General features: G+C 61.7%; 9 protein-coding genes, 1 tRNA gene and 2 rRNA genes. All 12 read right to left on the bottom strand.

Annotation, left to right across the window (positions count from 1 at the left end; all coding sequences use genetic code 11):
* Positions 1-12 precede the first annotated feature (12 nt).
* Positions 13-1,629, bottom strand: a complete 1,617-nt coding sequence (locus M729_RS0107965; protein ID WP_013529479.1) for a GMC family oxidoreductase — start codon at positions 1,627-1,629, stop codon at positions 13-15.
* Positions 1,626-3,140 (bottom strand): FGGY-family carbohydrate kinase, encoded by a 1,515-nt coding sequence (locus M729_RS0107960; protein WP_027161271.1) that lies wholly within the window; start codon positions 3,138-3,140, stop codon positions 1,626-1,628. The genes M729_RS0107965 and M729_RS0107960 overlap by 4 nt, the downstream gene beginning before the upstream one ends.
* Positions 3,141-3,162: 22 nt before the next feature.
* Positions 3,163-3,981 carry an aldolase gene (locus M729_RS0107955; RefSeq protein ID WP_024504448.1) on the bottom strand — a complete coding sequence of 273 codons (819 nt, stop codon included), beginning with the start codon at positions 3,979-3,981 and terminating at the stop codon, positions 3,163-3,165.
* Positions 3,982-3,995: 14 nt separating this feature from the next.
* Positions 3,996-5,693 carry a glycerol-3-phosphate dehydrogenase/oxidase gene (locus tag M729_RS0107950; protein WP_027161270.1) on the bottom strand — a complete coding sequence of 566 codons (1,698 nt, stop codon included), beginning with the start codon at positions 5,691-5,693 and terminating at the stop codon, positions 3,996-3,998.
* Between the two features lie 22 nt (positions 5,694-5,715).
* Positions 5,716-6,711 carry an aldo/keto reductase gene (locus M729_RS0107945; RefSeq protein ID WP_027161269.1) on the bottom strand — a complete coding sequence of 332 codons (996 nt, stop codon included), beginning with the start codon at positions 6,709-6,711 and terminating at the stop codon, positions 5,716-5,718.
* Positions 6,708-7,688: a sugar-binding transcriptional regulator gene (locus M729_RS0107940; RefSeq protein WP_027161268.1), complete on the bottom strand. Its 981-nt coding sequence runs from the start codon at positions 7,686-7,688 to the stop codon at positions 6,708-6,710. Before M729_RS0107940 ends, M729_RS0107945 begins: the two co-directional genes overlap by 4 nt.
* A gap of 25 nt (positions 7,689-7,713) precedes the next feature.
* A complete protein-coding gene (locus M729_RS0107935; RefSeq protein ID WP_224674565.1) occupies positions 7,714-8,637 on the bottom strand; it encodes an ABC transporter permease in 924 nt (307 codons plus the stop codon).
* A 76-nt stretch (positions 8,638-8,713) separates the two neighbouring features.
* Positions 8,714-10,249: a sugar ABC transporter ATP-binding protein gene (locus M729_RS0107930; RefSeq protein ID WP_027161267.1), complete on the bottom strand. Its 1,536-nt coding sequence runs from the start codon at positions 10,247-10,249 to the stop codon at positions 8,714-8,716.
* A gap of 93 nt (positions 10,250-10,342) precedes the next feature.
* Positions 10,343-11,374, bottom strand: coding sequence for a substrate-binding domain-containing protein (locus tag M729_RS0107925; protein WP_013529471.1), 1,032 nt, complete (start codon positions 11,372-11,374; stop codon positions 10,343-10,345).
* Positions 11,375-12,042: 668 nt separating this feature from the next.
* A tRNA-Met gene (locus tag M729_RS0107915) sits at positions 12,043-12,119 on the bottom strand.
* A gap of 154 nt (positions 12,120-12,273) precedes the next feature.
* A 5S ribosomal RNA gene (gene rrf / locus M729_RS0107910) occupies positions 12,274-12,388 on the bottom strand.
* A gap of 266 nt (positions 12,389-12,654) precedes the next feature.
* Positions 12,655-15,476: ribosomal RNA gene (locus M729_RS0107905) — 23S ribosomal RNA — on the bottom strand.
* Positions 15,477-15,729: the final 253 nt, after the last annotated feature.

Raw genomic sequence — 15,729 nt, 5'->3', positions numbered from 1 at the left:
AGCCGATGGCGGTCAGCGGGCCTCTTGCAGGATCATCTCGGCTGCCTTCTCCGCGATCATGACGACCGGCGAGTTGGTGTTGCCCGAGACGATTGTCGGCATGATCGAGGCATCGACCACGCGCAGCCCGGCAAGCCCGTGAACACGCAGGCCGTCGTCGACCACCGCCATCGTATCCGAACCCATCTTGCAGGTGCCGACGGGGTGGAAGATCGTCGTGCCGATATCGCCGGCCTTGCGGATGAGTTCTTCATCGCTGTCATACTGCGTGCCGGGCAGCATCTCTTCCGGCGCAAAGCGCGCCACCGCCCGAGCCTTCATCAAACTGCGGACATGGCGCAACGACGCGACGGCCACGCTGCGGTCTCCCTCGGTGGAAAGATAGTTCGGCCGGATCCTCGCCGCCTCCCGCGCGTCGGACGAAGCCATGTGCACGCTGCCCCGGCTTTCCGGACGCAGATTGCAGACCGAGACGGTGACCGCGGGAAAGCGATGCAGCGGCTCGCCCAGACGGTCGGTGCTCAGCGGTTGCACATGATATTCCAGATCGGGCGTTGCGAGGCGCGGATCGCTCCTGGCGAAGATGCCGAGCTGGCTTGGCGCCATCGACAGCGGCCCGCTGCGCTTGAGCGCGTATTCCAGCCCCATCGACGCACGGCTGACCAGATTGTGGTAGCGCTGGTTGAGTGTGGCGGTGTTGGCGACCTTGAAGACGGTGCGTATCTGCAGATGGTCCTGCAGATTTTCACCGACACCCGGCAGCGCGTGACGGACATCCACGCCGATGCCCGAGAGCAGGTCGGGGCGCCCCACCCCCGACAGTTCGAGCAGCTTGGGCGAGTTGATGGCGCCGGCCGCAAGGATCGTCTGTCCAGCGCGGACCTGATGCAGGCGGCCGCCTTGGCGGAAAACCAGTCCGGTGACGCGCCGGCCGTCGAATTCGAGCCGTTCGGTTTCCGCGCCGAGCACTACGCGCAGGTTCTTGCGCCCCGCTATACCGCGCAAAAACGCCTTCGATGTGTTCCAGCGGACGCCCTTCCTCTGGTTGACCTCGAAATAGCCCGAGCCTTCATTGGTGCCGGTGTTGAAGTCTTCGGTGCGCGGAATGCCGAGTTCCTCGGCCGCGTCCCGGAAGGCGTCGAGGATCGGCCATGAAAGCCGCTGCCGTTCGACCCGCCACTCGCCGCCGCTGCCGTGCATGGCGCTCTTGCCACCATGGAAGTCTTCCGACTTGAGGAAGTAAGGCAGGACATCGTCCCAGCCCCAGCCGGCATTGCCGGCCTGGCGCCAGCCATCATAGTCGGCAGCCTGGCCGCGCATGTAGATCATGCCGTTGATCGATGAACAGCCGCCAAGCACCTTGCCGCGCGGATAGTTGAGGCTGCGTCCGTTGAGACCGGCTTCCGGCTCGGTCTTCATCATCCAGTCGGTGCGCGGGTTTCCCATGCAGAAGAGATAGCCGATCGGGATATCGACCCAGTGATAGCGGTCGCTGCCGCCGGCCTCGAGCAGCAGCACCTTGTTGCGCGGATCGGCCGAGAGCCGGTTGGCGAGCACGCAGCCGGCGGAGCCGGCACCGACGATGACGTAGTCGTAACTGCCGAACGGAGACGGTGAAGCTTCGGTCACGTGCGCGCCTGCTGTCCGGCGATGCGCTCCCACATCGGGGTCATCGCCTGGTTGATTTCGCCATAGAGTCGATACCGCCGTGCGTATGCGTGAGCAACCGTCTCGTTGGGTACAAAATGTCGGGCGGCCGCTGTCATGGCGGCTGCACCGGCACTGTAGTCCGCGAAAATGCCGACGCCGGTGCCCGCCGCGATCGCCGCTCCCAGCGCGCCGGTTTCGCGGCTGCGCGCCACGGTGACGGGCACGCCGAGCACATCGGCGAAAATCTGCGGCCAGACGCTGCTGCGCGAGCCGCCGCCGGACAGCACCACCTGGTCGAAATCGGCGCCCGCTTTGTGCAGGGTCTCGACATGGCGCTTGTGCTCGAAGGCGACACCCTCGAACAGCGCACGCAGCAGATGGGCTCGGCTGTGCCAGCCGGCGATGCCGTAGAAGCCGGCGCGCGCATGGCCATTCTGCTGCGAGCCATAAAGGAAGGGATGATAGATCGGGATGTCGCTGTTGGGATCGACGGACGCCACCAGTTCGCTGCACAATTCGAATGGCGACTTGCCGGCTTCGCCGCCATGTTCGAGGAATTCGCGAACGATCCATTCGAGATTGGCGGCCGAGGTGGCACTGGATTCGATCGCCAGATAGCGCTGGCGATCGAAAGTCGACAGCATGAAGATCGAAGGGTCGCGGATCGGCTTGTCGGTGATGACCTGGTTGATGCTCCAGGTTCCGGCGATGACCGAGGCGGCACCGGTTCTGGTCACGCCCGAACCGACCGCGCTGGCGACGACATCGAACAGCCCGGCGACGACCGGCGTGCCGGCGCGCAGTCCCGTCAGGGCCGCCACCTCCGCGCTGACATGGCCGGCAATGTCGGCCGATTCCAGCACTGGCGGCAGCAGGTCCATGCAATCGCCGAGCCCATAGGCGGCAAGCAGGTCCGGCTCGTAGCGGCGGTCCTGCATCTGCAGCAGGCCGCAGCCCGACATATCTGAAGTATCGCTGCTGCGCGCACCTGTCAGGCGGTTGACGACGAAATCCTTGCACAAGAACACAGTTCCGATGCTGGCAAACAAAGCCGGCGAAAAGCGCTTGAGCCAGGCAAGCAGGGTCGGCGTCTGCGCCGCCCACGGCCGCTGCAGGCAATGTGCGTAGGTGCGGTCGCCGACATTCTGTTCTGCCCATTCGGCAACGATGTCGACGGCGCGTGTGTCGAGCGACTGGATGCCGATCAATGGCGCGCCCGCACGATCGAGCGCGTAGAGCCCGTTGCCATGGCCGGCGCAGCCGATGGCGACGATCTCGCCGGCGTCGATACCGGCTTCAGCGATGCATTGACCAATGACCGAGACCGAATTGCGCCAGAGTTCGTCGAGGTCGCGTTCGACATGTCCGGGCTTTGGCATGGACGAGCGGCCGTCACGGGCGGCGAATGCCAGTTCGCGGCCCGACAGGTCGAAGAGGATGGCCTTGATGACGGTGTTGCCGGCATCGAGACCGAGGATATAGCTTGCCATTGGCGCCTCCCGAGACCGCAGCCTATGCCTGGTTGTACAGATCCCAGGCTGCGCCGCCATCGGCATCGTCGTGAATGATTGCCATCAGCCCGCGCACGACAGCGCTCGGGTTGGCATGCTGGTAGATGTTGCGGCCGTAGACCATGCCAAGCGCACCCTGTGCCATCAAGGCGGCCGACTTGTCGAACACGGCACGCAGATCCTCCTTGCCGCCGCCGCGCACCAGCACCGGGCAGCGCGCCGCCTCGACAACGCGGTGGAAGTCGTTGGGATCGGTGGTCGGGTCGGCCTTGACGATATCGGCACCCATCTCGCGGGCAAGCCGGGTCAAGGTGACGATCTTATCGGCGTCGCCGTCGACCATGTAGCCGCCATGCTCGGTGACCGGCAGCATGGCCAGCGGCTCGATCATCAGCGGCAGGCCGTATTTCTCGCAATCGGCGCGCACGCGGGCGATGTTCTGCACGCATTGCCGGAACAGGTCCGGCTCGTCGGGTAGCATGAACAGATTGACCACGACGCAAGCCGCATCCATCTCGATGGCGCCAAGCAAGGGCTCGGCTTCGTTCTGCAGCACCGCCCACATCGCCCGGTGGCGTATCCTGTTATAGGGATTGCCCATGTCGATGCGCATCACCAGCGCCGGCTTGTCCTTGCCAGGCACGGCCTGCAGCAGGTCGGCCTGGCCGTAGTTCATCTGGATGGCGTCGGGGCCAGCCTTGACCAGCTGATTGACCACGCTGGCCATGTCTTCCAGCCCGGCAAGGAAACTCGGCTCGTTGCAGACGCCATGATCGATGGCGACGTCGAGGCAGCGGCCGCCGCCGAACAGCCGGTTCATACGGACTTTCTTGTTTACGCGCATAGGGCGCTCCTTTGATGTGTCTGGAGGTCGATGCCGTGCCGGTCGGCCAGCAAGGCGAGGAAGGTCGAGCGCTCGGTGGCAGCCTCGCTGGCGCTCCAGCCCTTGTGCGCCGCCAGCATGTCGAGAACGGCGTTGACGAGGTCGAAGCTGAGACCGCCTGAAATGGCGATGGTGGTGCGGCGCAAGAACAGGTCGGCAAGGCACTCGACCTGCTCGCGCTCGATGATGCGCCCCATCTCGCTTGCCGAATAGTCCGACTGCGGCAGCATCTGTTCGCCCGCCGGGTGCGAAACGAAATCCCTGGCCGACGTGCCATAGCGCTGCAGAAGCGTTTGCGCGCGCTCGACCGTCAGGCCATGCTCGGCGGCGAATGACGCGCACCAGGCGTCCGGGTCGGCCGGAAAATCACGGCCGCCACCGATGGCCATGTCCTGCGTTCCCTGGCTGCGCGCGAGGCCGAGCCGCTTCAGTGCCATGTCGGCGGCCAGCGCTCCAAACGAACGGAAGGTGGTCCATTTGCCGCCGATCATGCACAGTGTCGCCGGCAGGCGCCCGCTCGCTTCTACGAACTCGCAAAAATGATCGCGCGGTATGCGGCTGGTAAAACTGTCCTCGCTGGCGGGCAAGGGTCGCACGCCGGCGAAGCGGAACACGATCTGGTTTTCAGCTACTTTGATCGACGGGAATACAAAGGCGAGCGACTGCAGGATGTAGCGCTGCTCGTCCTCCTCGCAACGGACCTTGTCCGGATCGTCGACCCGGATGTCGGTCGAGCCTATCAGCACCTTGCCGAGATAGGGAAACAGGATGCAGATGCGCCCGTCCTCGTTCTCGTAATAGACCATATGGCCGCCGAGCGCGTCGAACAGTTCTGCATTGTCGACGATGAGATGCGAGCCCTTGGTGCCGCCCATCATCGTCTGCGCCGCCGCCCCGATGGCCTTGTTGGTCAGGTCGATCCAGCCGCCAGTGGCGTTGATCACCAATTGCGCCCGTACCGGCAGTTGTTCGCCCGTCAGCGTGTCGGTAATGGCGAGGCTATCACCTGTCGACGATACCTGAGCGTAGTTCAAGGCGCGGGCGTTCGCCGCGCTCGCCGTGGCGTCCAGCAGCATCTCCAGGCCGAGGCGTTCGGGCCGGCTCACCCAGGCGTCGTAGTAGGTCGCCGAATTGCGGATCGCCGGATTGATCGCCGGCCATTTTCTCAAGGTTTCGGCGCGGCCCCTGAACCTGTGCGTCGGCATCAAACGCCGTGCGGCGGTGAACAGGTCGTACATGGCCAGGCCGGTCTTGATGACCAGCGCACCACGCCGGCTCGGCCGCCGCGTCAGACCCAGGAAACGCACCGCACCGTTGGCAAGGCCGGAGAAAATGTCGAAGATCGGCACCGTCGTCGGCAACGGGGCCACATAGTGCGGGGCATTCCTCAACAGCCGGTCACGTTCGAGCAGCGATTCGCGCACCAGTTTGAATTCGCCGTTTTCGAGGTAGCGCAGGCCGCCATGCACCATGCGTGAAAGGGCGGCACTGGCGCCGCTGCAATAATCGCCCTTTTCCGCCAGCACGACATCGACGCCTTGCAGCGCCAGTTCGCGAAAGACGCTAATGCCGTTGATGCCGCCACCGATGACGAGCACGGCGATATCAGGCCGGTCGCGCAGACCGGCTAACGTATGGCTACGGTTCATCGGGGCTGTTGCCTTTTTTTGCTCAGGCATCCATCGCAGTGAGATGCGCGGCTGCCGCGGCGTCGATTGCCGCAAGCTCGCCTGCCGCAAGCGTGATCTCGCCGGCCCGTGCATTGTCGAGCGCCTGTTCGGGATTGCGCGCGCCGCACAGGGCGAAGGTGATGCCCGGCTGGGCGAGCGTCCAGGCGATGACGATCTGCGCCGTCGACGCCTGGTGGCTCTCGGCGATAGGGGCGATGGCCTCCTTCAGCTTTGCCACCTTCTGCCGGTTGGCCGTGGAAAAGCGCGGGTTGTCCTTGCGCTGGTCGTCGCCGCCGAATGTGCGGCCGGGGTCGACCGTGCCGGTGAGCAGCCCCAGCGCCAGCGACGAATAGCTGAGCGTGGCGATGTCATGGCGGCGAGTGATCGGCAGCAGGCTGCTCTCGATGTCGCGGTCGATCATCGAATAGCGCTCCTGGATCGCATCGAGCTGGCCGGCATCGATATAATGGCCGAGATCCTCGGCGCTGATATTGCTGGCGCCGATGGCGCGGATCTTGCCGGCTGCCTTGAGCTTTTCCAATACCGCCATCGTCTCGGCGATCGGCGTCGTCGGGTCCTGCCAATGGGTGATGTAGAGGTCGATATGATCGGTGCCGAGACGCCGCAGGCTCTGCTCGACCTCATAGGCGATGCCGTCGGCGCCGAGATAGCGATGCACTGGCTTGTCGTCCTGGTCGAAGAAATGCCCGCCCTTGCCCGAATGCCAGTTCAGCCCGCATTTGGTCGCGATCACCACCTTGTCGCGCTTGCCCTTGATGGCGGTGCCGACGATCGCCTCGCTGCGGCCAAGACCGTAGGCCGGCGCTGTGTCGATCAGGCTGAGGCCGGCATCGATCGAGGCTTCGATCGCCCGCACCGACTCCTTTTCGTCGGTGCCGCCCCACATCCATCCGCCAATCGCCCAGGTGCCCAGGCCCACGGCCGACGCCGATATGCCGGACTTGCCGATCTGCCGCTGGATCTGTCGAGAATTCATGCTGCCTCCTGTTCGGCCAGCTCGAGGATCTGGAGCCCCGTGGCCTCGTCCGTGACGATGGTGTCGAGATGGTTGCCGCGCAGGGCGGCGAGGATCGGCGCGACCTTGCTGGCGCCGCTTGCAATGCCGATCGAGCGCGGGATGGTCGCGAACTCGTCCAGCGTCAGCGAGACCAGTGAACGGTTGAGCGAGTAGTTGCAAAGCTTGCCCCGGCGGTCGATGAGATGGGCGAGCAGCTCGCCTGTTGCCCCGGACTTCTCGATCGCCTGGCGATCGGCATTCGAGGACGGATGCAAATCGTAGTAACTGGAATCGTCGGTCAGGATGGAGCCGACACCCACCACCGCGACATCGGCCTCGCGCGCCTTGCGAAACACGTCGGCGACGGAGCTGATGCCCATCAGCATCTCGCGCTGCTGCGCGGTGTCCGCAAACAACGGCGCATGGATCTGATAGGCGCGGCCGCCGAGCTTGTCGGCCATCAGCGAGGCGACGTGGTTGACATCGGTGTAGTGCTTGCCCTGCACCAGCCCGGTGGCGGGAATGATTTCGACGTCGTAGCGGCGCCCCGGCTTGAGACCGGCGACCAGCGCGCTGACGCCCTTGCCGCCGGTGATCGAAATCGTGTCGCCGTCCTTGATGGTGTCGAGCAGCAGCCCAGCCGCCGCCTCGCCGACCCGCTGCAGGGCGGTGTGCGGATTTTCGGAGACCGACGGCACCACCATCGCCCGCTCGATGCCGCCCAGCGCCACCAGCCGCGCTTCCAGGTCGACCAGATGATCGATCGGCGACTTGATCTTGATCTCGACGAGACCGAGCTGGTGACCGCGCTTGATCAGCCGGTTGACGGTCGCGTGTGAGATGCCGAGTTCCCCGGCGATCTCGGCCTGGGTCTTGCCTTCGACATAATGCAGGACAAGCGCCTGGTGCATCTGACGAACAGCGGCGATGTCGTCGCGGGTGTTGGGAGGGGCCATGGTCTTGCTTCGCCGCCTTTGAGGTTCAGGACTTCTTGCGGTGCAGGAAGTGATCGATCGACACCGCTGCCAGCAGGATGCATCCCTTGATCATGTCCTGCCAATAGACCGAGACATCGAGCAGGATAAGCGAGCTCGTCACCACCGACAGCAGAGCCATGCCGAGGATCGCCCCGAAGATGGTGCCCGAGCCGCCATTCAGCGAGGCGCCGCCGATGACGGCCGCGGCGATGATGTTGAGCTCCATGCCGGCGCCGAAGGTCGGCGTCGCCGCGCCGAAGCGCGCCATGTAGATGACGCCGGCCACTCCGGCGAGGGTCGAGCACAGCACCGTGACCCAGAACTTCACCTGATTGGTCCTGATGCCGGAGAACTGCGCGGCCTTCTCGTTGGAGCCGGTGTAGAAAACCTTGCGGAAGGCCGTGGCGCGACGCAGCAGGAAGTCGAAGATCGCCACCACGACGATGAAGATCAGGATGACATAGGGGATGTTGTTGAAACTGCCCTGGCCGATGGCCTTGAAGGCCGGCGGCAAGGTGAACAGCGACAGCGGCGTGCCCTTGGTGACCACCAGGCACATGCCGCGCACGATGACCATGGCGGCCAGCGACGTGATGAAATGATTGAGCCCTATCACGGTCACGAAGAAGCCCATGGCCGCGCCGATCAGCGCGCTGACGCCGATGCCGATCAGGCTTGCCGTCCAGGGATCGAGCCCGGCGAGGAACAGCGCACCCGAGACCACCATCGAGAAACACACGACCGAGCCGACGGAAAGGTCGATGCCGCCGACGATGAGCAGGACGGTCATGCCGACGACGACGATGCCTTCGATGGAGAAGCTCATCAGCATGGCGCGGAAATTGCCCCATGTCAGGAAGTGCGGCGAGGCGAAGCTCATGGCGATGCACAGCGCCAGGATGATGACGATCAGCCCGGCCTCGCGCATCGAGGCGAGGTGAGCGAAGTTGATGCGCCGCCCGGCGGACTTGATCTCGGCGTGCACGAGCGCTTCTCCTGATTCCCTAGGCGACATTCTGGGCCTGCCTTTGAATTGAACTGTCCTGGACGCCCGAGGCGAGCATGATGATGGCTTCCTCGCCGAGCTCGCTGGCGGCGAGTTCGCCGGCGATCCTGCCTTCGCGAACCACAAGAACGCGGTCGCACAAGCCAATCAGCTCCGGCAGTTCGGACGAGATGATGATGACGCCGACACCGCTGCCGGCTAGCTGGCGCAGCAGCCGGTGAATCTCGACCTTGGCGCCGACATCGATCCCGCGCGTCGGCTCGTCCATGATGATGACCTTGGGACTGACGGACAGCTGCTTGGCGATGGCAACCTTCTGCTGGTTGCCACCGCTCAGCGTCGACACAGTGGCCTCGATGCCGGCCATGCGCACGCCGAGCCTGCCGGTCAGCTCCCGCGCCTGACGATCCTCGGCCTTGCGGTCGAGCAGGCCGAGGCGCCCGGTGAGCCGGCCGAGGTCGAGCGCCGATATGTTCGCCGCGATCGGCAGATCGAGGAACACGCCGGAGCCTTTGCGATCCTCAGAGAGATAGACCAGCCCCGCCTTGACCGCATCGCCATAACTGCGCAGCCGCAGCTGCTTTCCGTCGAGCGCGACGGTTCCAGAGATCATTGGCCTGAGGCCGCAGACCGTCTGTGCGATCTCGCTGCGGCCGGCGCCGATCAGGCCGCCTATGCCCAGAATTTCGCCAGCGCGAAGCTGCAGACCGACGTCGGCGAAGCGGCGCCCATCGGAAAGCCCCTCGACCGACAGGAGAAGGCGCCCAGGCTCTTGCGGCGCCAGCTTGTCGGGATAGAGCTGGGTGATTTCGCGGCCCACCATTTTGCGCACGACATCGTCGGGTGAAACGGCAGCTATCGCATCGGTCGCCACGTAGCGGCCGTCGCGGAAGACGGTGACGCGGTCGCAGAGCGAGAAGATCTCGGCCATGCGGTGGCTGATATAGACCACCGAAATGCCACGTTCCCTAAGCCCGCGCACGATCGAGAACAGGCGTTGCGCTTCGCTTTCGGTGAGTGCGGCGGTCGGCTCGTCGAGCATCAGCACCTTGCAGTCGAGCGTCAGCGCCTTGGCGATCTCGACGAGCTGCTGGTTGGAAATGGAGAGGTCGGCGACCCTGGTGCGCACCGGAATGGGCGCGAGCAGGTCCATGACCTTCTGGGCGTCAGCGTAGAGCTTCTGGAAATTCATCAGCGGCGCGCGCCGGCAGTTGATCGCGGCCATGTAGATGTTTTCGGCAACCGTGGCGTCCTGACACAGCGCGATCTCCTGGTGGACGAGCGCGATGCCGAGACGTTGGGCGGCCGCAGGCGAGTGAATCGAAATGCGCTCACCATCGATCAGGATGTCGCCCTCGTCGGGCTGCAATACACCGGCGATCATGTTCATCAGCGTCGACTTGCCGGCGCCGTTCTCACCGCACAGCGCATGGATTTCGCCGCGCCGCAGCTCGAACCGCACGTCGCTCAGTGCCTTGACCGGGCCGAACGCCTTGGACAGGCCGCGGATTTCAAGAATGGGCGCCTGGGTCACGCCATGCTCCTGCGATGCTTGCGGGGGAGGAAGGAGGCCGAAGCCTCCTTCCCGGTTGGTCCGGCCTTGTGGAGGCCGGGGCGGCGATCGAGACTATTCCTCGATGCCCTTGGTGCCGCGACGCTTGAGGTACTTGTCCCAGTAGAAGTCGTCCGCATTGTCCTTGGAGACGATGGAGAAGCCATTGTCGACGAAGGGCACGCTCATCGGGTTGAAACCCGAACGCTTGGCGTCGTTCATCGGATCGATCAGGCCGGGATGCTTGGCCATCCACAACAGCATGAAGCCCATATAGCCCTGCATGCCCTGGTTGGGATTGACCGAGCCGAAGATCTCGCCGGCCTTGATCATGTCGAGGATCTTGGCGTTGACGTCGGCGAGCATGACGCGGATCTTGCCGCCGCCTTCCTTGGCGGCCTGGGCAGCACCGATGGCCGAGTTGGCCTCCGGCATGAACACGGCGCCAAGATCAGGATGCGCCTGGGCCAGGCTCAAAACCGCCTGATAGGCCTTGGTCGGATCCTGGTTCGAAGCGGCGCGGCCGACGAGCTTCATGTCAGGCCATTTGGCTTCCATGCGGGCAACGAAGGCGTTGACGCGCTTGTCGTGGTTGTCCTGGCCGGGATTCTCCAGCACCGCATATTCGCCCTTGCCGTCCATCGCCTTGGCAACGGCGTCGGCGGCATAGGTGCCTTCGGCATTGTTGTCGGAGGTGATGTAGGAGACGCGCTTGGAATTCGGCGAGTCGGCGGCGAAGGTCACCACCGCGGTGCCCTGCTCGATGGCGCGGTTGATCGGCTCGATGAACGGATCGGAGTTCATCGGATGCACCAGTATACCCGCCGGCTTCTGCGCCAGTGCCTGGTCGAAGGTGGCGATCTGCTTGTTGACGTCGTATTCCGGCGTACCCGTATAGGCGGTCTCGCAGCCGAATTGCTGGCCGGCCTGCTTGAACATTTCATAGACCGGGAACCAGTATTCGACGCCCGAGACCATCACGTTCATGACGTATTTTTCACCCGGCTCGCATTTGAACGGGTTAGGGGTTTCGGCGCGTACCTGCATCGACCCAAAGCAGGTCGATGCAGCCGCCGCGATTGCGAGCGTGCTCAGAAATTTGCGCAAGTTTCCTCCCTTGGCCGAAGCCATCCTCAATGACCGTCGCAGGCACTCAGTGAGCGCTGCCGTATGGATTTGATGATGCCGACCTTCCTCCGAAAGCCGACGATCGGGACATTACAGCCCGGGCGCGCATTGTCAATATAATTCACATAGTGAAATATATTTCATAGTCTCCTTCAAGGGGATTTCTACGCTCCGGTCGACGAGGCTGGTCGCGGCCGCCAAGATGCCGTACGGGCTGGGCAAGGCCTTACCGGCCTTTGGCCGCGAAACCGGAGAGGGTGGTGGAGTATCCGCACGGGGGCTCGCATGGTACCCTCCCGCCGGCCGCGTCTTTATCGCCTGAAGCCCCCGATCCTGTCTTTGATAGATCTGTTCCGGGCGCAGCGTGACGCTCTCCATATGTCCGCTTGGCCAGAAAGTCGGCCGCAGCTTCGGCTTCGCTTTCGGGGGCCTGAGCCTGGGCAGATCGATGGCCACCCCAGCCGCATTCAAAACGGCGCGCGGGCATTTGTGGCTGGCGGGCTGTTTTTGATGTTGGTTTTGGGGAGAGGATTTGCGTTTTCTGTCTGGCGGCTTGGCTTGGCTGGTTGCGGGCGCCTGATGACAGGCCGGCAGCACAGCACGGCACAAAACAAAAGAGCCCGCACGATGGCGGGCTTTTTTGAATTTGGTTGCGGGGACAGGATTTGAACCTGTGACCTTCAGGTTATGAGCCTGACGAGCTACCGGGCTGCTCCACCCCGCGTCAATTTTTGTGTAAGCCGAGGCCTACAGATAGGTATATGGCTGACCAAATGAAAGGGCCGCTTACGCGGCCCGTGATCCCTTGGCGGGCCATTTCATAAAGAGAAGATTTCTCTCCATCCGATTTGGATGTGAGATCAACGTGCGTTTGGCAGACCTGGCAGCGACCTACTCTCCCGCGTCTTGAGACGAAGTACCATCAGCGCTGGAGCGTTTCACGGCCGAGTTCGGAATGGGATCGGGTGCAGCCGCTCCGCCATAACCACCAGGTCGGCAAAACGCACGTTGTTCGAGAAGCTTTTGAGCGAAGGCGCACAAAGAGACATCGGCAGCGGAGCTGTCGGGTGCCTCTCGGGGCTGTTCGCTGGTCTTTGTGTGCCTTTACGGTTCTTGGTCTGGCGCCTTTCGAAGCGAAGCTTCGCAAGGTCGACCGTCGGCGCTGATGCGCCGCACTCACGTAGCGCCGCCCGCAGGGCGGAACAAGCGTGAGTGAGAACAGACCATCTGACTTTGTCAGATGGGCATAAGGAATGAGAACGATCAAGCCGATCGAACTATTAGTACCGGTAAGCTTCAAGCGTTGCCGCTCTTCCACACCCGGCCTATCAACGTGGTCGTCTTCCACGGTTCTCAGGGAATACTCGTTTTAAGGTGGGTTTCCCGCTTAGATGCCTTCAGCGGTTATCCCGTCCGGATATAGCTACCCTGCTATGCGGCTGGCGCCACAACAGGTCCACCAGAGATCCGTCCATCCCGGTCCTCTCGTACTAGGGACAGATCCTTTCAATATTCCTACACCCACGGCAGATAGGGACCGAACTGTCTCACGACGTTCTGAACCCAACTCACGTACCGCTTTAAATGGCGAACAGCCATACCCTTGGGACCTGCTCCAGCCCCAGGATGCGATGAGTCGACATCGAGGTGCCAAACAACCCCGTCGATATGGACTCTTGGGGGTCATCAGCCTGTTATCCCCGGCGTACCTTTTATCCGTTGAGCGATGGCCCTTCCACGCGGGACCACCGGATCACTATGACCGACTTTCGTCTCTGCTCGACTTGTCAGTCTCGCAGTCAGGCAGGCTTATGCCATTGCACTCAGCGAACGATTTCCGACCGTTCTGAGCCCACCATCGCGCGCCTCCGTTACTCTTTAGGAGGCGACCGCCCCAGTCAAACTACCCACCATACATTGTCCCGGACCCGGATAACGGGCCGCGGTTAGACATCCATAGTAATAAGGGTGGTATTTCAAGGGTGGCTCCACCTGAGCTGGCGCCCAGGCTTCAAAGCCTACCACCTATCCTACACATGCCACTACGAATGCCAATGTAAAGCTATAGTAAAGGTGCACGGGGTCTTTCCGTCTAACCGCAGGAACCCCGCATCTTCACGGGGAATTCAATTTCACTGAGTCTATGCTGGAGACAGCGGGGAAGTCGTTACGCCATTCGTGCAGGTCGGAACTTACCCGACAAGGAATTTCGCTACCTTAGGACCGTTATAGTTACGGCCGCCGTTTACTGGGGCTTCGATTCAGAGCTTGCACCCCTCCTCTTAACCTTCCAGCACCGGGCAGGCGTCAGACCCTATACGTCGTCTTGCGACTTCGCAGAGCCCTGTGTTTTTGATAAACAGTCGCTACCCCCTGGTCTGTGCCACCCTCCTCTACTTGCGTAGAAAAGGGTCACGCTTCTTCCGAAGTTACGCGTGCAATTTGCCGAGTTCCTTCAGCATAGTTCTCTCAAGCGCCTTGGTATACTCTACCAGACCACCAGTGTCGGTTTCGGGTACGGTTTATAAGGAGGAGCTATTTCCTGGAACCACGCAGCAGCCCGTTCAATCCGATAAGATTGGACTACCTCAATGATCCGTCACTACCTCCAAGCCCACGAATATTAACGTGGTTCCCATCGACTACGCGTTTCCGCCTCGTCTTAGGGGCCGGCTAACCCTGCTCAGATTAGCTTTAAGCAGGAACCCTTGGTCTTTCGGCGGGGGAGTCTCTCACTCCCCTTACGTTACTCATGTCAGCATTCGCACTTCTGATACCTCCACCACCCCTCACGGGTATGGCTTCATCAGCTTACAGAACGCTCCGCTACCGCTTGGCCCTTGCGGACCAAACCCTAAGCTTCGGTGTATGGCTTTAGCCCCGTTACATTTTCGGCGCAAAGACCCTTATTTAGACCAGTGAGCTGTTACGCTTTCTTTAAATGATGGCTGCTTCTAAGCCAACATCCTGGTTGTTTTGGGATCCTCACATCCTTTCCCACTTAGCCATAACTTGGGGACCTTAGCTGTAGGTCAGGGTTGTTTCCCTTTTCACGACGGACGTTAGCACCCGCCGTGTGTCTGCCGACTAGTACTCCCAGGTATTCGGAGTTTGGTTAGGTTTGGTAATCCGGTGAGGACCCCTAGCCCATCCAGTGCTCTACCCCCTGGGGTATTCGGTCGACGCTCTACCTAAATAGATTTCGCGGAGAACCAGCTATTTCCGAGTTTGATTGGCCTTTCACCCCTAGCCACAAGTCATCCCGAACTATTGCAACAGTTATGGGTTCGGTCCTCCAGTAAGTGTTACCTTACCTTCAACCTGCTCATGGCTAGATCACTCGGTTTCGGGTCTAATGCGACGAACTGAACGCCCTGTTCAGACTCGCTTTCGCTGCGCCTACACCTAGCGGTTTAAGCTTGCTCGTCACACTAAGTCGCTGACCCATTATACAAAAGGTACGTGGTCACCCAGGACGAACCTTGGGCTTCCACTGTTTGTAGGCAATCGGTTTCAGGTACTCTTTCACTCCCCTTGTCGGGGTGCTTTTCACCTTTCCCTCACGGTACTAGTTCGCTATCGGTCATGCACGAGTACTTAGGCTTGGAGGGTGGTCCCCCCAATTTCAGACAGGATTTCACGTGTCCCGCCTTACTCGAGGACGATTGATTGCATTACGCGTACGGGGCTGTCACCCACTATGGCCCTACTTTCCAGAAGGTTCCGCTTGTCTCTCAATCGCCACTGGCCTGGTCCGGGTTCGCTCGCCACTACTTCCGGAGTCTCGGTTGATGTCCTTTCCTACGGGTACTTAGATGTTTCAGTTCCCCGCGTTCGCCACTTTACCCCTATGTATTCAGGGTAAGTTACCTATTATCGATACTTGGAAACCACAGCAGCAATCCGGCCTTGCGACCTTCTGGCTGCTCTGATTTTCCAAGTACCTTAGGTGGGTTTCCCCATTCGGAAATCTACGGATCAAAGGGTATTCGCACCTCCCCGTAGCTTATCGCAGCGTATCACGTCCTTCATCGCCTGTGCATGCCAAGGCATCCACCAATTGCCCTTAAGACACTTGATCGTTCTCATTGCCAATGCCCACCCGCGCAATCCGAAGGATTGTCGCTTCAGCCTTCCCCTTACGGAGTTGGCATCCACGCAATTCCAAAGGAATTGTCGCCTGAAGCAGATCCTGTGCGGGATCAAACTTCGATGTCATTGGCACAAAAAGACCAGCTTCTCGAGATCGGTTCGAGGGTGCGGTTAGGCAAGCCCATCATATGCGGGAGATTGAGCGTCTCCCGCGACAAATCACGGCATTACTGCCATGAAGT

Source organism: Mesorhizobium sp. WSM1293 (assembly GCF_000513875.1).
Lineage (GTDB): Bacteria > Pseudomonadota > Alphaproteobacteria > Rhizobiales > Rhizobiaceae > Mesorhizobium > Mesorhizobium ciceri.
Note: the sequence above shows the minus strand (reverse complement) of the source record. Positions and strands in the feature narration are given on the sequence as shown.